The organism is Williamsia sp. DF01-3 (genome assembly GCF_023051145.1).
Classification (GTDB): Bacteria; Actinomycetota; Actinomycetes; order Mycobacteriales; family Mycobacteriaceae; genus Williamsia.
On the sequence record NZ_JALKFS010000005.1, the window covers coordinates 1266103 to 1286764 of the forward strand.

At 65.1% G+C, this 20662-nt stretch carries 16 protein-coding genes and 1 pseudogene; 11 read left to right on the forward strand and 6 right to left on the reverse strand.

The genetic code is table 11. The annotated features are described in order from the left end of the window. The first annotated feature begins 20 nt into the window (after nucleotides 1–20). Entirely contained in the window at nucleotides 21–1532 is a 1512-nt protein-coding gene (locus MVA47_RS08040; protein ID WP_247207409.1) for a DUF2079 domain-containing protein, read from the forward strand. Between the two features lie 14 nt (nucleotides 1533–1546). Here the strand turns inward: MVA47_RS08040 and MVA47_RS08045 are convergent, their stop codons facing one another. Together MVA47_RS08045 and MVA47_RS08050 are read right to left on the reverse strand one after the other, a co-directional pair. Further along, a complete protein-coding gene (locus tag MVA47_RS08045) occupies nucleotides 1547–3628 on the reverse strand; it encodes a prolyl oligopeptidase family protein (protein ID WP_247207410.1) in 2082 nt (693 codons plus the stop codon). A gap of 72 nt (nucleotides 3629–3700) precedes the next feature. Continuing rightward, nucleotides 3701–4903 (reverse strand): NADH:flavin oxidoreductase, encoded by a 1203-nt coding sequence (locus MVA47_RS08050; protein WP_247207411.1) that lies wholly within the window; start codon nucleotides 4901–4903, stop codon nucleotides 3701–3703. 178 nt (nucleotides 4904–5081) lie between these two features. Between MVA47_RS08050 and MVA47_RS08055 the strand changes: the two genes are divergently transcribed. From MVA47_RS08055 to MVA47_RS26685, 4 genes and pseudogenes are all read left to right on the forward strand, one after another. Beyond that, nucleotides 5082–5255, forward strand: a complete 174-nt coding sequence (locus MVA47_RS08055; RefSeq protein ID WP_247207412.1) for a hypothetical protein — start codon at nucleotides 5082–5084, stop codon at nucleotides 5253–5255. Between the two features lie 98 nt (nucleotides 5256–5353). Further along, a complete protein-coding gene (gene lpdA / locus MVA47_RS08060) occupies nucleotides 5354–6739 on the forward strand; it encodes a dihydrolipoyl dehydrogenase (protein ID WP_247207413.1) in 1386 nt (461 codons plus the stop codon). Between the two features lie 7 nt (nucleotides 6740–6746). After that, nucleotides 6747–7655, forward strand: a complete 909-nt coding sequence (locus MVA47_RS08065) for a DNA-3-methyladenine glycosylase (RefSeq protein WP_247207414.1) — start codon at nucleotides 6747–6749, stop codon at nucleotides 7653–7655. 161 nt (nucleotides 7656–7816) lie between these two features. Next, nucleotides 7817–9924 (forward strand): annotated as a pseudogene (locus tag MVA47_RS26685) (RecQ family ATP-dependent DNA helicase). 25 nt (nucleotides 9925–9949) lie between these two features. Here MVA47_RS26685 and MVA47_RS08080 read toward each other — a convergent pair. Then, nucleotides 9950–11380 (reverse strand): amidase, encoded by a 1431-nt coding sequence (locus MVA47_RS08080; protein WP_247207415.1) that lies wholly within the window; start codon nucleotides 11378–11380, stop codon nucleotides 9950–9952. 71 nt (nucleotides 11381–11451) lie between these two features. Here MVA47_RS08080 and MVA47_RS08085 point away from each other — a divergent pair, with 71 nt between their 5' ends. Together MVA47_RS08085 and MVA47_RS08090 are read left to right on the forward strand one after the other, a co-directional pair. After that, entirely contained in the window at nucleotides 11452–12213 is a 762-nt protein-coding gene (locus MVA47_RS08085; protein ID WP_247207416.1) for a FadR/GntR family transcriptional regulator, read from the forward strand. Further along, nucleotides 12203–12904 carry a sterol desaturase family protein gene (locus MVA47_RS08090; protein WP_247207417.1) on the forward strand — a complete coding sequence of 234 codons (702 nt, stop codon included), beginning with the start codon at nucleotides 12203–12205 and terminating at the stop codon, nucleotides 12902–12904. The genes MVA47_RS08085 and MVA47_RS08090 overlap by 11 nt, the downstream gene beginning before the upstream one ends. 26 nt (nucleotides 12905–12930) lie before the next feature. Here the strand turns inward: MVA47_RS08090 and MVA47_RS08095 are convergent, their stop codons facing one another. Next, a complete protein-coding gene (locus tag MVA47_RS08095) occupies nucleotides 12931–13650 on the reverse strand; it encodes a class I SAM-dependent methyltransferase (protein WP_374474360.1) in 720 nt (239 codons plus the stop codon). A 26-nt stretch (nucleotides 13651–13676) separates the two neighbouring features. Then, nucleotides 13677–14207, reverse strand: coding sequence for a carboxymuconolactone decarboxylase family protein (locus tag MVA47_RS08100; RefSeq protein ID WP_023957520.1), 531 nt, complete (start codon nucleotides 14205–14207; stop codon nucleotides 13677–13679). 201 nt (nucleotides 14208–14408) lie between these two features. Here MVA47_RS08100 and MVA47_RS08105 point away from each other — a divergent pair, with 201 nt between their 5' ends. Both MVA47_RS08105 and MVA47_RS08110 read left to right on the forward strand, forming a co-directional pair. Continuing rightward, nucleotides 14409–15827 (forward strand): ABC transporter permease subunit, encoded by a 1419-nt coding sequence (locus MVA47_RS08105; protein ID WP_247210659.1) that lies wholly within the window; start codon nucleotides 14409–14411, stop codon nucleotides 15825–15827. Next, a complete protein-coding gene (locus MVA47_RS08110; RefSeq protein ID WP_281504690.1) occupies nucleotides 15824–16603 on the forward strand; it encodes an amino acid ABC transporter ATP-binding protein in 780 nt (259 codons plus the stop codon). Before MVA47_RS08105 ends, MVA47_RS08110 begins: the two co-directional genes overlap by 4 nt. 17 nt (nucleotides 16604–16620) lie before the next feature. Here MVA47_RS08110 and ramB read toward each other — a convergent pair whose 3' ends face one another. Further along, nucleotides 16621–18030 (reverse strand): acetate metabolism transcriptional regulator RamB, encoded by a 1410-nt coding sequence (gene ramB / locus MVA47_RS08115; protein ID WP_247207418.1) that lies wholly within the window; start codon nucleotides 18028–18030, stop codon nucleotides 16621–16623. A gap of 131 nt (nucleotides 18031–18161) precedes the next feature. Between ramB and MVA47_RS08120 the strand changes: the two genes are divergently transcribed. Beyond that, nucleotides 18162–18872 (forward strand): hypothetical protein, encoded by a 711-nt coding sequence (locus tag MVA47_RS08120; RefSeq protein WP_247207419.1) that lies wholly within the window; start codon nucleotides 18162–18164, stop codon nucleotides 18870–18872. A 419-nt stretch (nucleotides 18873–19291) separates the two neighbouring features. Continuing rightward, nucleotides 19292–20587 (forward strand): isocitrate lyase, encoded by a 1296-nt coding sequence (aceA, locus tag MVA47_RS08125; RefSeq protein WP_023957510.1) that lies wholly within the window; start codon nucleotides 19292–19294, stop codon nucleotides 20585–20587. Nucleotides 20588–20662: the final 75 nt, after the last annotated feature.

Sequence of the window (20662 nt, forward strand, 5' to 3'; positions counted from 1 at the left end):
GCAGGCAACCCATGGATGAGGTGACCGAGCTCCGCGGAACCGGCACTGCGACAGACGTGTCGTCGCGGCAGCCGGACAGACCGGCTCCCGATTCGTCGACCTCCGCCGTGGGGAGTGGTTCGGCGCGGACGCGACTCACCGATATTCTGATCGCGGTCCGCACGCCGCCGTGGATCTTGGCCCTCGCCACGTTCGCCGTGTTGGCGACGATCTACTGCCTGTATTCGATCCAGCGCCACGAGCGTTTCGGCTCCACCGGGTGGGACCTGGGAATCTTCACGCAGGCAGTGAAGGCCTACGGGCACTTCCGCGCCCCCGCCGTGCCGCTCGAAGGCACCGACGTCAACCTCCTCGGTGATCATTTCCAGCCGTGGATCGCTGTGATCGGACCGCTGTATCGGCTGTTCCCGACGCCGGTCACCTTGCTGGTCGTGCAGGGGCTGCTGTTCGCGCTCGCGGCGATACCGATCGTGCGGCTGGCCGCCACACGACTCGGCATGGCGGTCGGGGTCTTCATCGCGATCGCCTACGGGCTGGCATGGGGGATCGCCCAGGCACTGGCGTTCGACTTCCACGAGATCGCGCTCGCGGTGCCCCTGCTGGCGTTCAGCCTCGTCGCCGTGGTGGAAGAGCGCTGGCGGGCTGCCCTGCTGTACGCCCTGCCACTCGTCTTCTGCAAAGAGGATCTCGGCGTCACGGTTGTGGTGATCGCTGCCGTCGTCGCGTTGCGATTCGGCCGCGTGTCGTATCGATGGGCCGTCGGCACCGCGATCTGGGGCGCCGCCTGGACGCTGATCGCGGCCAAGGTGATCATCCCGGCGATGGGGAGCGGCGACTACACCTACGAATCGAAGTTCGCCGACTCGCCCGCCGAGGGTGTGCGCGGATTCATCATCGGGGTGTCGCAGGGTGACGCGCGTGCCTCCACCGCATTTCTCCTGCTGGTGATCACGTTGTTCCTGGCCGTTCGCTCACCGATCATCCTGGTGGCAGTGCCGACCCTCGCCTGGCGTTTCCTGAGCGTGAACCATCTGTACTGGGGCTTCGGCTTCCACTACAACGCGACGTTGATGCCCATCATGATCGTCGCGATGCTCGACGCCTTGATCAGATTGCGGGGGCGGTCGATGTCGCAACGCACCGTTGTCGGCTTCGCTGCAGCGGCTGCGGCGATCGCGGTCGTCCTCGCCTGGGCCGGGCCTTTGGACCGGCTGACCGAACGCGACTTCTATTCACGCGGCGACCAGGCGCAGGCCGTGGATGAGTTCGGCGCGATGATCCCCGACGGCCAATCCGTGGCCACCACCAACAACCTGGCACCGCATCTCGTCGCCGATCACGAGGTGACCCTGTTCCCGAAGCAGAAGCGTGATCGTTCCACCGCGCAGTGGATCATGGTGGATACCAACATCTCCGGCCTTTTCCCGGCGAACAAGGCCGACACCAACAACGCGCTCGAGAAGATCGAGGACAGCGGGCAGTACGTGCGCGTGGCGGCGGACGACGGTGTGGTGTTGCTCAGACTCCGCTGACCGACCGGCCTGACTCACCCGCCCAATTTCTCCCACAGGAACTCGTAGGCGAGGGCTGACTTGAACGCGGCCTGCTTGTTGTCGGCGGCGCCGCCGTGCCCGCCTTCGATGTTCTCGTAGTAGCTCACCGAATGGCCGAGCTCTTCCATGCGTGCGACGAACTTACGTGCGTGGCCTGGATGCACTCGGTCGTCACGGGTGGAGGTGGTCATCAGAAGCGCCGGGTACGTCGCATCGGCCCGCAACAACTGGTAGGGCGAGTACTTGGAGATGAACTCCCACTGCTCGGGGTCGTCGGGGTCGCCGTACTCGGCCACCCACGACGCTCCTGCCAGCAGCAGGTGGTAGCGCCGCATGTCGAGCAGCGGAACCTGGCAGACCAAGGCGCCGAACAGTTCTGGGTAACTGGTGAGCATCACTCCCATCAGCAGCCCGCCGTTGGAACCGCCCTGTGCCGCGAGCTTGTCCGCGGTGGTGAGTCCCCGGTCGACGAGATCCCTTGCCACAGACGCGAAGTCCTCGTACACCAGATGCCTGCCTGCGAGCTGGGCCTGAGTGTGCCAGGTGGGACCGTATTCGCCGCCGCCGCGAATGTTCGCGATCACGTAGATGCCGCCTCGGGCGATCCAGTTCCGACCCGATATCGCCCCGTACGCGGGTGTCATCGAGTTCTCGAAACCGCCGTATCCGTACAGCAGGGTGGGGGCCTGCGACACATCGTCCCGTTTGATCACGAAGTAGGGGATCTGCGTGCCGTCGTCCGACGTCGCGAAGTGTTGCGATGCGGACACCGTGGACGCGTCGAACAACTCGGGCGATTGCTTGATGGGGGCCACTCCGTCGGTGCTCGACCCGTGCAGCAGGCTCGGTGGGGTGGTGAAACTGCTTGCCGACAAGAACAATTCGTCGCTGTGGTCGGGGTCGGTGTCGAGTACGGAGATGGTGGCCAGTTCAGGTAGGCCGGACAGCTCGGACACCGACCAGTCGGTCACGCTCAGCAAACGGAGTTCGGTTTGCACATCGCGCAGGGTCACCAGGACCAGATGCGCGGAGGTGAACGAGAAGTTCTGCAGGCTGGTGTGGTCGTCGGGTGCAAAGAGCACTGTCCCTGTGCGGTCGCCCGCAAGGTACGACGGGTAGTCGAAGACGACCAAGGTGCCGGTGGCGTAGGTCGATTCACTCTGGTCGTGATTGTCGATCCCGGAATCGGCGAGGTTCCACGGCGATCGGGTGAACACGAGCAACCAGTTGCGGTGCACACTGGTGTGCGCATCGGTCGGGACGTCGATCAGGGTGGGCTCTCCGTCGGTGAGCTCGTAGAACTCCTGATTGAAGAAGTCTGTGGACCTGATCAGGAAGTGTCGGTCGAACCCGATCGTGTCGTCGTACATCGCTTGTACGGCAACATCACTCGTCGCGCCCGTGTACACCGTCTCGGCTTCCTCGAGTGAGGTGCCACGTGACCAGCGCTTCACCACCCGCGGATATCCCGAGTTGGTCAGGGACGACTCGCCGTCGGGCTGGTCGCCGAAGTCCGTGCCGACATAGACGGTGTCCTCGTCGATCCAGCTGATGTCGGATTTGTTCTCTGGGAGCTCGAAACCGCCGTGCTCGGCGGTGATCCAAGTGCGCGTCCGCAGATCGAACTCGCGGACGATCGACGCGTCGGCGCCCCCTCTGGACAGCAGGATCAGCGCCCGGCGATGGTCCGGCCGTAGGACGAGAGCGCCCTTCCACACCCAGTTCTCGCCCTCGTCGGCGGCGACCGTGTCGAGGTCGATGAGCACGTCCCACTCGGGTGAGTCGGTGCGGTATTCCTCGAGGGTCGTCCGGCGCCACAGCCCCCTCGGATTCGTCGCATCGCGCCAGAAGTTGTAGAGGTGCTCGCCACGGCGGCGTACGTAGGCGATGCGGTCGTCGGTGTCGAGCACCTCCAGCGCGGCGGCCTCCAGGTCGGCGAACCGACTGCTGGTGGTGAGGGCCTCGATCGTGGGCTGATTGTGCTCTCGCACCCACGTCAGAGCTTTCTCGCCGGTTACGTCTTCGAGCCATAGATAGGGATCGGTGTCGCTCACCGGACCCAGTCTGCCGCACATGCGGTCCGTGCCCCGCAACTGATCTGTCGATTCAGCCCCATCTCGATCGTCATCGCCCGGCTCAAATGACGATCAGGCCGGTGCCACGACGTCGCCGTGCGCAACCCGTTCACCGGTGCGGATGGGGCACCGGGTGTGGGAGTAGATGGTCGGCATACACAGATTGCAGTGGATGCACTGCGACACCGTCGACGGATCGGCTTCGATGCGCAGTGGCAGATCGGGTTCGCGGAGCAGCGCGCGCCCCATCGCCACGAACTCGAAGCCTTCCGCCATGGCCGTGTCCATCGAAGCGCGGTCGGTGATTCCGCCGAGCAGGATCAGCGGCATGGAGACGGCCTCACGCAGTTGTCGGGAGAGCGGCAGGAGATAACCGGGGTGGTAGTCGTACTCCTTGAGGAAGAAGGGGCCGACGGCCTTGAGCCCCCACCGCATCACGCCTTTGAACGAGGCAGCGAACTCCTTGCGGGGAGCATCGCCGTGGAACAGATACATCGGATTGAGAAGTGAACTGCCCGCGGTCGGTTCGAGGGCGTCGAGGTGCCCGTCGGATTCGAGGAGTCGGCCCACCTGGCAGGCCTCATCGACCTGCAGACTCCCGGGGAAGCCGTCGTACATGCTGAGCTTCGCCCACACCGCGGCCTCATCGCCGACCTCATCGCGTACCGCCTCGGCGATCTCGCGGCAGAACCTGGCGCGGTTCACCAGGGATCCGCCGTACTCGTCGTGGCGGCGGTTGAGAAGTGGGCTGAGGAAACTGCTGGCCAGGTAGTTGTGGCCGAAGTGGATCTCGAGGCCGTCGAAACCGCTGTCCACGGCGATACGGGCCGCACGGCGGAACTTCACGAGCATCGATGCGATGTCGTCGGTGGTGACCTTGCGGCACAGGGTCATGCCCATCGGCGCGGGAATCCGCGACGGCGCCAGGGCCTTGGCCTGATTGGAGATCGGGTTGGCCACGGGTCCCGCGTGACCCAATTGAGCTGCGGCGAGGGCACCTTCGGCGTGGATCGCGTCGGTCAGTTTCTGTAGCCCGGGTATTGCCTCCGGTCGCATCCAGATCTGGTGGCGGTCGGTTCGGCCCTCGGGCGACACGGCGCAGTAGGCGACCGTTGTCATCGCCACCCCGCCGGCTGCCACTTCCCGATGGAACTCGATCAATTCGGGCGTGACCAGCGCCTCGGGCGTGGCGCCCTCGAAGGTGGCACATTTGATCAGGCGATTCTTCAATCGCAGAGGACCTAGCGAGGCTGGTTCGAACGGTGTGGGCTGCACCCCTGGGACGGTAGCGCGGTTTGGGATCGCAAACAAGAACACGTTCTAGTTGGTTTGCCGGATGAATCCATCCGTGTGTGGCCGGGCGCCGAATCCTTGATGAGACGATTTCGTGGTGTCGGCGAATGGCCGTGGACGCGGGCGATGTGCCGCACGCGCACCCAGCAGGAGCATGCAGATGAGTTCACAGCGAGATCGAGGACAGCGCGGGCAGGACGGTCGGGACGACGAGCAACGCCGGTCGGTGACCGATCTCCCGTTCGACCCCGGCGTCGACGACGCGGTCGCGGACACCGATGACTCTGACATGCCCAAACGTCCTGACCGTTGGCTGTGGATCCCTACGTGCTGAACGCCCGCTGTGCCCGGGCTTGTTCGCTCTGAACGAAGACTGCTCCCACGAGGGGTATCCGTCAGCGCCCGCAGGTGCGGCGACGTAGGGTGGACGTCGTGGCTGAACACTTTGACACAGTTGTCCTCGGCGGAGGTCCGGGAGGTTACGTCGCCGCGATCCGGCTGGCGCAACTCGGACAGAAAACCGCAGTAATCGAAGAGAAATATTGGGGCGGGGTGTGCCTCAACGTCGGATGCATCCCATCCAAGGCGTTGCTGCGTAACGCAGAACTCGCGCACGTCTTCAATCATCAGGCCAAGACCTTCGGGATCTCCGGCGACGTCACCTTCGATTTCGGTGCTGCGTTCGACCGCAGCCGCCAGGTCGCGGACAAGATGGTCAAGGGCGTTCACTTCTTGATGAAGAAGAACAAGATCACCGAGATCGACGGTTTCGGTGAGTTCACCGACGCGAAGACCATAAAGGTCGGCGACCGTGAGATCACGTTCGACAATGTGATCATCTCGGTGGGCGCCACCGTGAAACTCCTTCCCGGCGTTGAGCTGTCGGAGAACGTGGTCACCTACGAAGACCAGATCCTCACGCGTGAGCTGCCCGACTCGATCGTCATCGTCGGCGCCGGCGCCATCGGTATGGAGTTCGGCTACGTTCTGGCGAACTACGGGGTCGACGTCACCATCGTCGAGTTCCTCGACCGCGTCCTGCCGAACGAGGACAAGGACTCGTCGAAAGAACTCGCGAAGGCGTACAAGAAACTCGGTGTCAAGATCCTCACCTCCACCCGGGTGCAGTCGATCGACGACCAGGGATCGCAGGTGGTCGTCAAGTACACCGACTCCAAGGACAAAGACGGAGAGCTCACCGTCGACAAGGTGCTGATGTCGGTGGGCTTCGCGCCGCGCGTCGACGGCTACGGCCTGGACAAGACCGGTGTCGAGGTGACCGACCGCGGAGCGATCGCGATCGACGACCACATGCGCACCAACGTCGACGGCATCTTCGCCATCGGTGACGTGACCGGGAAGCTGATGCTGGCGCACGTTGCCGAGGCGCAGGGTGTGGTGGCCGCAGAGACCATCGGCGGTGCCGAGACCATGATCATCGACGACTACCGGATGATGCCGCGCGCCACCTTCTGCCAGCCGCAGGTCGCCTCGTTCGGACTGACCGAGGACCAGGCGAAAGAAGAAGGTTACGACGTCAAGGTGTCCACCTTCCCGTTCACCGCGAACGGCAAGGCGCAGGGGCTCGGCGAGCCGACCGGTTTCGTCAAGCTCATCACCGACAACACCCACGGTGAGCTGATCGGCGGGCACCTCGTGGGCGACAACGTCTCGGAGATGCTGCCGGAGCTCACGCTGGCCCAGAAGTGGGATCTGACGGCAACCGAGCTGGCGCGGAACGTGCACACCCACCCGACGATGTCCGAGGCGATGCAGGAAACCTTCCACGGTGCCATCGGGCACATGATCAACCTCTAGACATCTCATGTCGATCGTAGGGCCCGGCGAGATCTCGCCGGGCCCCACGCATTTGTCCCGCGAGTGGATTCCGCAGGGGCCGTTGAACATTCGTGCGACGTTGAGTCTGCATCGTCGCGGTAGCGGTGATCCGTCGTTCAAATACGCACCGAACGGGTCGATCTGGCGGGCCATTCACACCCCCGACGGGCCCGGCACACTGGCCGTGTCGCGGCGGGGCGAGTCGGTGGTCGGCAGGGCGTGGGGGCCCGGCGCAGGGTGGTTGCTCGACCAGATGCCCCGGATGCTGGGCAGCGAGGACAACGCCGACGAGTTCGTCGCGCATCACGATGTGATCGCCGGGCTGGCACATCAGGGTCAGGGGCTGCGCATCGGCCGTACCGACCGGGTGTGGGAGGCGCTTGCGGCGGCCGTCCTGGAGCAGAAGGTGACCGGCCGCGAAGCCTGGCGGGCCTGGCGGTACATCGTGCGCAAGTACGGCGAACCCGCACCCGGCTCGCCGAGCATGAAGGTGCCGCCGCCGCAGCAGGTGTGGCGCGAGATCCCGCAGTGGGAGTGGCACGCCAGCGGTGCCGAACCGGCCCGGCGCAAGACCATCGTCCGGGCCGCGGGCTACGACGTCGAACGCAAGGCCGACAAACTCCACCTGCTCCGCGGGGTCGGGCCGTGGACGGCCGCCGAAACGAGGGTTCGCGCGGTCGGTGACGCAGACGCGGTACCGGTCGGGGACTATCACATCCCTTCCCAGGTGGGCCATACGCTGATCGGTGAGGCGATCGACGACGACCGCATGCTGGAACTACTCGAACCTTATGCGGGACATCGCTATCGGGTGATCCGGCTCATCGAGTTGTACATGCCGATGCCCGCCCGTCGCGGTCCGAGGATGTACACGCGGGACTACCGCAACATGTGAGGTGCCGGTGCTCGGGGTGCTGGTGTTTGCTCGGTCTGTAGGACGAGCGCGGGCGAGTTGGGTGAGCGGCCGCGGACCTCTCGTGCGGCATGGCACCGCGGATTCGCGCGGGGCGTTCCGCCGATGAAGACGATGTCGTAGAAGCAGGGCACGATGGGGCAATGACCACGGGAACCGGAACCACAGCCACGCGCGCGCAGGCCCAGGAGATCCTCGAGCAACTGGCAGGTCCGGCCGCCACGTTGCGCGACGACCAGTGGACCGCGATCGAGGCGCTCGTCGTGCAGCGGCGACGCGCACTGGTGGTGCAGCGTACGGGCTGGGGGAAATCCGCCGTCTACTTCATCGCGGCCAAACTCCTGCGCGCCGAGGGCCGCGGCGCCACGGTCATCGTCTCGCCGCTGCTCGCCCTGATGCGCAACCAGGTTGCGTCCGCAGAGCGGGCGGCGTCAAGGCCGCGACCATCAACTCGGGCAATGTGACCGAATGGGACGACATCCACCAGCGGGTGGCCGAAGGCGACCTCGACGTCCTCCTCGTCAGTCCGGAGCGCTTGAACAACCCGGACTTCCGCGACAACGTGCTCCCGTCTCTCGCCGCCGACGCAGGGCTCGTGGTGGTGGACGAGGCGCATTGTGTGTCGGACTGGGGCCACGACTTCCGGCCTGACTATCGGCGGATCCGCACCCTGGTTGCCGAACTGGGTACGGACGTGCCGGTGCTCGCCACCACCGCGACCGCCAACGACCGGGTGGTCGACGATGTGGCCGCTCAGCTCGGCGTGGGCGGCGGTGACACGCTGGTGCTGCGTGGTGGCCTCGATCGCGAGTCGCTGCACCTGTCGGTCGTGAAAGTCGCGACATCGGCCGAGCGGGTGGCTTGGCTTGCCGCACACATCGGTTCGATCGAAGGATCGGGCATCATCTACACACTCACCGTCTCGGCGGCCCGCGATGTGGCGACGCTGCTCACCGACATGGGGCATCAGGTCGCGGCCTACACGGGATCCACCGATGCGGCCGAGCGGGAACAGCTCGAGGCCGACCTCCTCGCCAATCGGGTGAAGGCTTTGGTGGCCACCTCGGCCCTCGGCATGGGCTTCGACAAGCCGGACCTCGGCTTTGTCATCCACCTCGGCGCACCGTCGTCGCCGATCGCCTACTACCAGCAGGTCGGCCGCGCGGGGCGCTCCACGGCGAGCGCCGAGGTGATCCTGCTGCCGGGCAGCGAAGATCAGGAGATCTGGCGCTACTTCGCGTCGGTGGCCTTTCCCCCGGAAGCGTTGGTGCGCAGGGTCATCGAGGCGCTCGACACCGAGCGACCACAATCGACACCGGCGTTGGAGCCGCTGGTCGACCTCGGGCGGTCGCGGCTGGAGATGGTGCTCAAGGTACTCGACGTCGACGGGGCCGTTCGACGGGTCAAGGGCGGATGGCTGGGTACCGGCCAGCCCTGGACGTACGACGAGGCGCGGTACGAGAAGCTCGAGCAGGCACGTCGCCGCGAACAGCAGGCAATGCTCGATTACCAGGGCACCGACGGGTGCAGGATGGCGTTTCTGCGCGAACAATTGGACGACCCCGAACTGGAGTCAGGCAGCAGGTGCGGACGGTGCGACAACTGTGCCGGACAACGCTATTCGGCCGACGTCGACCGGGCGGCACTGGATGCGGCCCGCGAACAATTGCAACGGCCGGGCGTCGAACTGGCCCCACGCAAGCAATGGCCTTCGGGAATGAAGAAGCTCGGTGTGGAGCTCTCCGGCAAGATCAAAGACGGCCCCGAGATGGGCCGGGTCATCGGCCGTCTCACCGACCTGGGCTGGGGCGCGCGCCTGCGCCGGCTGCTCGACGAGCCGGACGCTCCGGCCCCGGACGAGGTGATCAAGGCAGCTGTCGCAGTTCTGGCGGCCTGGCCGTGGCAGAACCGGCCCACAGCCATCATGGGGCTCGACTCTGACACCCACCCGATCCTGATCGGTTCGGTCACCGACCGCTTGTCGGAACTGGGCCGACTGACCAATCTCGGCACGCTGCGGTACGCGCCCGACCGTCGGCCGGTGACTGCCGCCAACTCCGCATATCGCGTTGCCGCACTTGCCGAGTCGTGGGTCGATCCAGACCCGGCAGTGCTCTCCGAAGTGGTGGGGCCGGTGCTGCTGGTCGACGACATCGCCGACACCGGATGGACCTTGACGATGGCCGCACGCCAGCTACGCCGGGCCGGTGCGAGCGAGGTGCTGCCGTTCGCGCTGGCAAGTGTGAGCTAGTCGCCCTTCGGGTTGCTGAGGTGGCTCAGCCGGTTGCCTGCACCTGGTCCTGGATACGGGCAAAGGGACGTGCTGCCTCGAGCTCGAACGCCAACTCCAGCAGGGTTCGTTCGTCACCATGTGCCGCCGAGAAGTGCACGCCGATGGGCAGGCCGCCGGTGGTGCGACCCAGCGGTAGCGACATCGCCGGTCCACCGGCGGCGTTGTTCAACGGGGTGAAACTCACGTAGTTGACCAAGCGCGGGAACATCACGTCGAATCCGGCTGCGGGGGACAGGTATCCGAGCTCCGGGGTGGTGTGCCCGAGAACCGGCGACAGCACGATGTCGAGGTCGGTGAATGCCTCGCGGTACTGGCGCTCGCTTCTCTTGAGGCCACGGATCGACAACGGCGTCAGCCATGGCCGGCGAACGAATTGCCGCGACAGGCCTTTGGTCAGCGAGTCCGTCTTCGACTTGTCGAACGGAGAGCCCGTCACCCGACCGCCGAAATGCTGGGTGGAGAAGGCCATCAGAGCCCAGTAGTGGATGAAGTCGCGGACAAAGGTCTGATCGGTGGGAATTGTGATGTCACGGATGTCGTGCCCCAGAGACGCCAACAACGCTGCTGTCTCGTCGACGGCCGATTTGGTCTCTGCGTCGGTGGGCTCGCCTGCGATGGAATCGGTGATCAATCCGATCCGCAGACGTCGCTCGGATGGGCCTTCCACCTTGCCCACGCGGGGCAACCTCGCGGCGGGCCGGAACCGTTCGATTGCTGCGACGAACGCAGCGGTGTCGCGCACGGTACGGGTCACCGCGTTGTTCGACACGATGTCGACCGGCATCTGCTTGCCCTGCAGCGACTGCACCTCGCGGCCGCGCGTCAACTTGAGGCCGACCAATCCGCAAGCGGCAGCCGGGATACGGATCGACCCGCCGCCGTCGTTGGCGTGAGCGATCGGCACCACGCCTGCAGCGACCAGGGCGGCCGACCCGCCGGATGAGGCACCGGCGGAATAGGCGGTGTTCCACGGATTCCGGGTGGGCGGCAGGTGCTGGAACTCGGTGGTCGCGTTGAAGCCGAACTCCGGCAGGGTGGTCTTGCCCAGCATCGTCATGCCTGAGGCGAGGTACTGCTCGGCGTACGGCTCCGTGGTGGCCTTGACCTTCGGGCGAACGGCTTCGGAGCCGTGGCCCGTCGGCAGGCCGGCGATGTCGGTGTTGTCCTTGATGAAGGTCGGTACCCCAGCGAACACCCCGCCGGCCGGCCGTTCAGAAGCAGTGCGGGCGCGGTCGTAGTCCGTCACCACAATTGCGTTGAGTTCGGGATTCACTTTCTCCGCGCGGGCGATGGCGGCGTCGGCTGCCTCGCGTGCGCTGATCTCACCTGCGGCGATCGCTGCGGCCAGTGACGTTGCGTCGTGTTCGCCGAGTGCGTCGTCGGTGAACGCGTGGACGTGGGTTCGGTCGGTCATGGACTCACGCTAGCTCACCGAAATTGGTAAGACCACTTGACCTATAGCCAGGTCGCTCCTATCGTCGGGGCATGCCGTTCGAACCGATCAAACATCGCAGCGTGCCCGAAGACGTGTTCGAGCAGATCGTCGACGGAGTGCTCAGCGGGGACCTGCCTGCGGGCCAGAACCTGCCCAGCGAGCGGGAGTTGGCCAGAGTGCTGGGAGTGTCGAGACCGGCGATTCGTGAGGCGATGAAACGTGTGGCCGCGGCAGGCCTGGTCAGCATCAAGCAGGGTGGGGGCACCACGGTCCAGGACGTCAGAAGGTTCGGCGGGCTCGATCTCCTTCCGCGACTGCTCTTTCGAGGAGGCGAACTCGATGTGTCCGTGGCCCGCTCGGTGGTGGAGGCCAGGGCGCACATCGGACCCAAAGTGGCCGAACTGGCTGCGCAGCGTGCAAACGATACCCAGATAGCCGCGGCGCGGTCGGCGGCGCAGAAGCTCGCCGACACCGCAGAGCCAGTGGCCCAACAGGTTGCGGCGCTCGATTTCTGGGACGCGGTGGTCGACGGTGCCGATTCGATCACCTTCCGGCTCTTGTACAACACCATGCGGGCCGCTTACGAACCGGCGTTGTCAGCGTTCGCGGTGGCGCTGGCCGACGAAGTCGGCAACGCCGACGGTTACCGCGCGATCGTCGAGGCGATCGCAGATCGCGATCCTGCGGCGGCCACCCAGGCGGCCGCCACCCTGCTCGCACCCGCCACATCTATCTTGATGTCGGCGTTCGGAGACATGGAGACCTTGCTGCGCGAGGGGACATCCGATTCGGAGGACACCGATGACATCTGACCGTCGAGCCCATGACCGGATTCGTAAAGACGAGCAGGGGCGATCGAGTACTCGTCGCGGACTGACCCTCGGTGCCGCGTTCGGCGAGTTCGTACGACATCCCACACCGTGGATGATCGCGGTGCTGCTGGCCGGGTCCGGTGCAGCTCGCGTCGTGGTGGCCGATTGGCACTGGACCGACGCGGTGGTACCGGCGGTGATGATCGCGTCGTTCCCGCTGGCGGAGTGGATCATTCACGTCGGTGTTCTCCACTGGCGCCCGAGATCTGTCGGTTCGCTGAAGGTCGATTCACTGCTCTCGCGCAAACACCGTGAACACCACCGGGATCCGCGGAACATACCGCTGATCTTCATCCCGTGGCGCGTGCTCTGCGTCGTGATCCCGGTTTCAGTCCTGATCGGCGTCTTCGGGTTCGGACGGCTCGGGCTGGGACTGACATTCCTGACCACGCTGGGTGCGCTGGGGCTCGTCTACGAGTGGACGCACTATCTGATCCATACCGACTACAAGCCGAAAAGCCGTCTGTACAAGGCGACGTGGCGCAACCACCGGTTTCATCACTACAAGAACGAGCACTATTGGTTCACCGTGACCACCTCCGGTACGGCCGATCGGCTGCTGGGGACGGACCCTGATCCCGAGTCGGTCGAGAAATCACCGACGGCGAAAAACCTTCACGCCCTGAGTTGACCCCGTTGTCCCGGCGCCCGAGGTGTTCAGCCGGGTTTGCGCGCAGTGACGTACTGGGCCTGGCCGGTGACGGTCTGTTCGATGTCGACAAGACCGGCTGCCCGCAGTCGGTCGATCACCTCGTTCCGCTCAAAGAGGTGGTAGCCGCTCCGGCCGGCGACCAACGACACACCCGGAAGCGATGTGAGTGGGGTCCGCAGTGAGGTGAAGACCGCGACCTCGCCCTGCGGCGCCGTCACCCTGGCGAGCTCATCGAGCACCACACCGGGGTCGGGAACGAGGTAAAGAGCGGCCAGGCAGCAGACGGTGTCGAAAGTGCCGTCGGGAAAAGGTATTTCGTGTGCGTCGGCGCGTATGTAGGCCACTCGCGGTCCGCTGTTGGTGCGCACCGCCCGTTCGATCATCGGAACCGAGAAGTCCAGACCCACGCACACCCCCTCCCCGGTCAGCTGATCGGACAGTGTGCGGGTGTAATTGCCAGGGCCGCATGCCACATCGAGGATGGTGCGGTCGCCGGCGCGGCCCAGACGCGCAACCAGTTGCCGGTCGAACTCCTTTGTGGACGTGCCGCCCAGGCTGAACAGTCGGGTGAACACCGGCCGCCATGCCCGCTCATAGATGGTGGCGAACACCGGGTTCTGCATGATCGACAAGCTGGTGCTCGCAGCGGGCTCGGGTGGTCCGAGGAGGTCGAGGTAACCCCGGCTGTCGTCGATGGGCACGGGCACCCGCCCCGGGTCGAGCATGTCGCGAACCTTGTCGGTGGCGGCGCTCAATGGTCACGCTCGATGCGCAACGTTCCGATCGTGGTGGCCAGCGAATCGTATTGACCGACGAGCAGGACGAACTCGATGAGTCGGCGGTCGTCGAGATGCGCCGACAGCTCTTTCCACGTCACGTCGCTCAGGTCCTTGGTACCCACCAGCTCGTCGACCGCGCGCAGCAACGCCAGTTCTTTGCCCGACCATCCCGCGTCCGGTCCCTGGAGGATCCGCGAGAACTCCGCCTCGTCGATGCCCGCGCGCTTCCCGAGACGCTTGTGATGGTCGAGTTCGTACTCGCAGGTGCGTAGATGAGCGGTTCTGATGATCACCAGTTCGGTGTCGTGCCGAGCGAGTGAGCCAAAAGGCATCATCTTCGCCGAATAGTGCAGCCATCCACGAAAAAGGCCCTTGCCGCGGCCCAGCGTGGAGAACAGGTGCATGTCCGACAGGCCGAGGGTGCGCGCGGCACCCTTGCTGATCACCCAGTTGAACGGTCCGAGCTGACGAAGGTTTCCGGGGTCGATCCGTTGTGAACTCACGACGCAAACCTATCCGAGTGCCGCCGCCCCCGAGCCGCTCAGAGTCATTTCGGATCTGCCGAAGCACTGTCGGCGTTTTCCCGGACCTGGATGGTCGCCAAGCGGGCCTTTCGGGCAGAGTTGAGCGAGGCGGCTGATGATCGAGGAGTGGAGCGACTTGTGCGTCGGATACTGATCATGGTCGGAGCCGCGCTTGCGGCCATGGCCGTTCTTGCCGGGTGCGGCGGTGACGATGTCGGTGGCTTTGCCGAACTCGAGAAATCAGGTGTGCTGCGGGTCGGGACGGAGGGCACGTATGCGCCCTTCAGCTACCACGACTCCCAGACCGGCGAACTGGTCGGCTACGACGTCGACGTCGCAAAGGCCGTGGGCGACAAGCTCGGTCTGCGGGTGGAGTTCGTCGAGGTGCCCTTCGACTCGATCTTCGCCGCCCTCGAGGCCGACCGCTTCGATGTGGTGGCCAATCAGGTCACCATCACCGACGAGCGCAAGGCGAAATACGACCTGTCGGAGCCCTACGCGATCGGAGAGGGTGTGATCGTCACCCAGGCCGACGACACGTCCATCACGTCGCTGGCCGACCTCCGGGGCAAGACCACCGCGCAGACGGAGACCAGCAACTGGGCCGGGGTGGCACGAGACGCCGGGGCAACCGTCGAGTCGGTGGACGGTTTCACCCCCGCGATCAAACTGCTCAACCAGGGCCGGGTGCAGGCCACGGTCAACGACAGTCTCTCGGTGCTCGCCTATCAGGCCACCACCGGCGACACCAGCATCAAGATCGCCGCGAACATCGGGGAGCGCTCCGAGCAGGCGTTTGCCGCCCGCAAGGACAGTGGACTGCTCGACAACATCAATGGCGCGCTGGACGAGCTCCGGGCGGACGGAACCCTCGAGGAGATCTCGCAGACCTATCTAGACGCCAACGCAGCCGGCACGTCCGAGGGAAAGACAGCACCGAGCACGTGGGAGCTCATCGCCGACAACCTCTGGCCGATGGCCAAGGCCACCATCACCGTCACCATCCCGCTGACGGCGATCAGCTTCTTCTTCGGACTGGTCATCGCGCTCGGCGTGGCACTGGCCAGGATGTCGAGGAACCGGGCCATCTCCTCGGTGGCCCGGATCTACATATCCCTGATCCGAGGCACCCCGTTGCTGGTGCAGCTCTTCATCATCTTCTACGCACTGCCCGAATTGAACATCCTCATCAATCCGTTCCCGGCCGCAGCAATCGCGTTCAGCCTCAACGTCGGTGGCTACGCTGCCGAGATCATCAGGGCGGCCATCGGCAGTATTCCCAAGGGCCAGTGGGAGGCCGCGGAGACGATCGGGATGGGCTACACCACCGCCCTCCGGCGCATCATCCTGCCTCAGGCTCTGCGCACGGCTGTTCCGCCGCTGTCGAACACCCTGATCTCATTGGTGAAAGACACATCGCTGGCCTCGACGATCCTGGTGACCGAGCTTCTACGGACCGCGCAGATCGCGGCAGCCCCCGCCTTCGAGTACTTCGCCCTCTACGGCACCGCCGCCCTGTATTACTGGATTGTGTGCCTTGCACTGTCCTTTGTGCAGGGACGCCTCGAGCTCCGACTGGACAGGTTTGTGGCCAAATGACCGATCTCCGTAAATCCCAGCCCACCGGCGACCTGGTGACCGTCAACGGTCTCTCCAAATCATTCGGCGACAACCACGTGCTCCGGGGCATCGACTTCACCGTTGCAACCGGATCGGTCACCACGCTGATCGGTCCTTCCGGATCAGGCAAGACAACCATCCTGCGCTCGCTCAACGCACTCGACATCCCCGACGGCGGCCAGGTCTCCATCGCCGACGTCGCCGTCGATTTCGACGCACCGGTCGCGAAGCCGCTGCTGGCCCGGTACCGGGCGCAGTCGGGCATGGTGTTCCAGGGACACAATCTGTTTCCGCACAAGACGGTGCTGGAGAACATCATCGAAGGCCCGACGATCGTGCAGAAGCGCCCGCGCGACGAGGTCATCACCGACGCCAAGGCATTGCTGGAGCAAGTCGGCCTTACCGACAAGCGCGACCAGTACCCGCATCAACTGTCCGGAGGCCAGCAGCAGCGTGTGGGGATCGCCCGAGCGCTCGCACTCAAGCCCAAACTGATGCTGTTCGACGAGCCCACGTCAGCTCTGGACCCCGAGCTGGTGGGGGAGGTGCTGGGGGTGATGAAAGACCTTGCCGCACAGGGTTGGACGATGATCGTGGTGACCCACGAGATCCACTTCGCGCAGAAGGTCGCCGACCAGGTGCTGTTCGCCGACGGCGGGGTGGTGTTGGAGAAGGGGCCACCTGCTGAGGTCATCGGTGCACCCAAACACCAACGGACCAAGCAGTTCCTGCGGCGTATCCTCGATCCGGTCTAGGTTTTGGCGGCTCGGGTTCAGCGCACCAGGTACGGCGAGACGGTGCTGCGGTGCTCGTCGATGTCGAGCTTGACGCCGAGCGCGGGGAAGGCTCGCTGCGGGCAATTGACCCGTTCACAGACCCGGCACCCGGCACCGATCGGGGTCACGTTGGCCTGTGGACCGATCTCGAGACCGTCGGAGTACACGAGCCGCGCCGCATGACGTTGCTCGCAACCCAACCCGATGGCAAAGGTCTTGCCGGGCTGGCCGAACCGCGCCGCCCGCCGCTCGACGGTGCGCGCCACCCAGAGGTAGTTGCGGCCGTCGGGCATCTGGGCGATCTGGATCTGGATCTTGCCTGGCGAGCCGAACGTCTCGTACACGTTCCACAGCGGGCACGTGCCGCCGCTGTTCGAGAAGTGGAAACCGGTGGCGGACTGTCGTTTCGACATGTTGCCGGCGCGGTCGACGCGCACGAACGTGAACGGCACACCGCGCAGGTTGGGGCGCTGCAGAGTGGACAGCCGATGGCAGATCGTCTCGTACGACACCGAGAAGAACGCCGAGAGTCGTTCGATGTCGTAGCGATAATCCTCTGCGGCACCGTGGAACTGAGAATAGGGCAGCACCGCGGCGGCGGCGTAGTAGTTCGCCATCCCGAGTAGGGCCAGCCGCCGGGCCTCGTCCGAGGTGAAGTTGCCCTCGTCGACCATCTGACGCATGAGGTCGCCGCACTCGAGGTGCCCGAGTTCGGCTGCCAGCTTGAACACCCGCTGTCCCTGGGAGAGGTGCCCCGAGATCTCCAGACGTCGCGTGTCGGGGTCGAATCGGTGCAGCACGGTGTCACCCAGGTCGACCCGTCGCACGATCTGTACCCCGTGCACCGTCTGCAGTCTGTCGGTGATCTCGTGCCGAACGTCGCCGGAGTGCATCCGCATGCGAGTGGTGAGCTCTTCGGCGGCGGTGTCGAGCTCGTGGAGGTAGTTGTGACGCTGATAGAAGTAGTCGCGCACCTCTTCGTGCGGTGCGCTGATCGAACCGCGCATGCTGCCGTCGCCCCGGTCGTCGGTTGCGGCTGCGAGTTGATCGGTGGCGATCCGATATCTGCGGTGCAGGTTCACCATGGCCTTGGCGAGTTCGGGATGGCTGGCGACCAGATCGGTGATCTCCTGAGCGTCGGCGCTGGCGCCCACGTCCTCGTCCATCACCACCTCACGCACCTCGGCGATCAGTCGCGCATTGTCCTGAGAATCGAAGAATGAGGTGTCGACGCCGAACACCTCGCTGATCTTGAGCAATACGGGAGCGGTCAGAGGTCGTGCGTCGTGCTCGATCTGATTGAGATACGACGGGGAGATGTCCAGTGACTGCGCCAGGGCAACCTGGGAGATGCCGCGCTCGGAGCGCAGCTGTCGCAGTCGGGCGCCGACGTAGGTCTTGGGCATCCTCCTAGCGTAGGCGGCTCGCGACCGACGCCAGATGTGTCGGAACGAGGTCGACCAGCGAGTTGTCCGGACGGATGCGCTGCGGCGGCTGTGCTGACGTGGTCGCCGGCGGGACTGTCTAACCTGTGTGGGTGTTGCGCAGACGAGTGGGTGCGGGGGTCATCGTGCTGACGGTGCTGGGCCTGATCAGTGCCGGATGCGGCGACGATTCGACAGACGATGGGCCCGCATCGTCGTCGTCGGAGGAGCCGACGAGTCTTTCGGAGAAGTTGCTGCCCGCCCGTGAGTTCCCGGACGGATACCAACCGACGGAGTTGGGGATCGTCGATCTCCGCGACCAGAATGCGGCCGCCCTGGCTGCGGCGCAGACCGCCGTGTTCGAACCGGCGCAGTGCCGGCCCACCGCCGACGCCGATCTCAACGAACAACTCGATGCGGGCAACGCGGCCGTATCGGCACGCCAGTCCCCGGTCGGGAACACGATCACCGAGCTCGTGACCACTGCGGTCCGAGACATCGACGCCGATGTCCGGACGAGCACCGGCGCGTGCGCCAGGGTCACCGTCACGATCACGCAGGGGAGCACTGCGGGCACCACGGTGGTGACCGACAACCAGCGGCTGAGCCCGCCGCCGTTGCCCACGTCAGTGTCGTTGCTGGTGAAGTCGACCGCGACGACGACGTATCCCGGTGGCCGAACCGACGTCCAGCAGACCTTGGCCGGCTACGCGGTCGTCGACGGGATCACGGTGCAAGTGGTGGCCATCTCGTCCGAGGGTGGGATGAGCGACCTCGGCTTCTCGGACTTGTTCAAGCGCGCGGTCCTTCGCGCAGCGGCCTGACCCTTCGGCATCGGCCGGACACAGCTCGTGTCCGATTCTGTGTGTGATTGTGATCACCGTATCGCCGTTGCTGCCGGTGGCCTACGCGGGTTGAGTGTTGCTCACGGTCACAGGAATCGAGTGGGAGGCCCCGCTGCAAAATCCCAGTACGCGCGTACTTTTTGCGTACTGGAGAGTAGTTAATTCAGGCCGGTTCACAGCCTGATCTTCGCAAAGTTTGCAAAACGGTGGGAAAAGCTGGCCCGAATTCACACGAGACAACCTGTGGACCTGCGGATTTGTGTGTGGCACTCTCGGTTAAGGCACCGCCTCGCCAGGGTGAAGAAGTTGTTAATTTGCCCCGATCAGGTTCGGCTGGGCTCCGGACCCACCGGAGCGGGCCACTACACCAGCAAGCTAACGAAAATGGAGTGCGAGATATGAGCACCGTCGGAAAACCAAGGACTGCCGAAGAGATCCAGCAGGACTGGGACACCAATCCTCGTTGGAAGGGCATCACCCGCGACTACAGCGCGGAGTCGGTCGCGAACCTCCAGGGTTCTGTGGTCGAAGAGCAGACCCTCGCGCGCCGTGGCGCCGAGATCCTCTGGGAGGGTGTCACCCAGGGTGACGGCAGCTACATCAACGCACTCGGTGCCCTGACCGGTAACCAGGCTGTGCAGCAGGTTCGCGCCGGCCTCAAGGCCGTGTACCTCTCCGGCTGGCAGGTCGCCGGCGACGCCAACCTCTCGGGCCACACGTACCCGGACCAGTCGCTGTACCCCGCGAACTCGGTTCCCTCGGTCGTCCGTCGCATCAACAACGCTCTGCTGCGCGCCGACGAGATCGCCCGCGTCGAGGGTGACAACTCGGTCGACAACTGGGTTGTCCCCATCGTCGCCGACGGTGAAGCCGGCTTCGGTGGCGCGCTGAACGTCTACGAGCTGCAGAAGGCCATGATCGCCGCAGGCGCCGCCGGCACCCACTGGGAAGACCAGCTGGCTTCGGAGAAGAAGTGCGGCCACCTCGGTGGCAAGGTGCTCATCCCGACCCAGCAGCACATCCGCACCCTGAGCGCGGCGCGCTTGGCTGCAGACGTCGCCAACGTTCCGACCGTGGTCATCGCCCGCACCGACGCCGAGGCCGCCACGCTGATCACCTCCGACGTCGACGATCGGGACAAGAAGTTCGTCACCGGTGAGCGCACCGCCGAGGGCTACTACCACGTCAAGAACGGCATCGAGCCGTGCATCGAGCGCGCCAAGTCCTACGCGCCGTACGCGGACATGATCTGGATGGAGACCGGCACCCCCGATCTCGAGCTCGCCCGCAAGTTCGCCGAGTCCGTCAAGAGCGAGTTCCCGGACCAGCTGCTGTCCTACAACTGCAGCCCGTCGTTCAACTGGAGCAAGCACCTCGACGACTCAACGATCGCGAAGTTCCAGAACGAGCTCGGCGCCATGGGATTCACGTTCCAGTTCATCACCCTGGCCGGCTTCCACTCGCTCAACTACGGCATGTTCGATCTCGCCTACGGTTACGCCCGCGAGCAGATGACGGCGTTCGTCGACCTGCAGAACCGCGAGTTCAAGGCCGCCGACGAGCGTGGCTTCACCGCCGTCAAGCACCAGCGTGAGGTCGGCGCCGGTTACTTCGACAACATCGCCACCACCGTCGATCCCACCAGCAGCACCACCGCGCTGGCAGGAAGCACCGAAGAAGGCCAATTCCACTAAGCCGCCACCCCGGGACTCTAGCGAACTAGTCAGGCGGCCCGCAGCTTCACGTTGCGGGCCGCCTGCTGGTTTCCG

Coding starts and splice junctions, on each gene's coding strand:
- MVA47_RS08045 (WP_247207410.1), bottom strand. CDS start 3,628: ATGTGCGGCAGACTGGGTCCGGTGAGCGACACCGATCCCTATCTATGG.
- MVA47_RS08055 (WP_247207412.1), top strand. CDS start 5,082: ATGAGTTCACAGCGAGATCGAGGACAGCGCGGGCAGGACGGTCGGGAC.
- MVA47_RS08065 (WP_247207414.1), top strand. CDS start 6,747: ATGTCGATCGTAGGGCCCGGCGAGATCTCGCCGGGCCCCACGCATTTG.
- MVA47_RS08080 (WP_247207415.1), bottom strand. CDS start 11,380: ATGACCGACCGAACCCACGTCCACGCGTTCACCGACGACGCACTCGGC.
- MVA47_RS08085 (WP_247207416.1), top strand. CDS start 11,452: ATGCCGTTCGAACCGATCAAACATCGCAGCGTGCCCGAAGACGTGTTC.
- MVA47_RS08090 (WP_247207417.1), top strand. CDS start 12,203: ATGACATCTGACCGTCGAGCCCATGACCGGATTCGTAAAGACGAGCAG.
- MVA47_RS08095 (WP_374474360.1), bottom strand. CDS start 13,650: ATGCTCGACCCGGGGCGGGTGCCCGTGCCCATCGACGACAGCCGGGGT.
- MVA47_RS08105 (WP_247210659.1), top strand. CDS start 14,409: ATGGCCGTTCTTGCCGGGTGCGGCGGTGACGATGTCGGTGGCTTTGCC.
- MVA47_RS08110 (WP_281504690.1), top strand. CDS start 15,824: ATGACCGATCTCCGTAAATCCCAGCCCACCGGCGACCTGGTGACCGTC.
- ramB (WP_247207418.1), bottom strand. CDS start 18,030: ATGCCCAAGACCTACGTCGGCGCCCGACTGCGACAGCTGCGCTCCGAG.
- aceA (WP_023957510.1), top strand. CDS start 19,292: ATGAGCACCGTCGGAAAACCAAGGACTGCCGAAGAGATCCAGCAGGAC.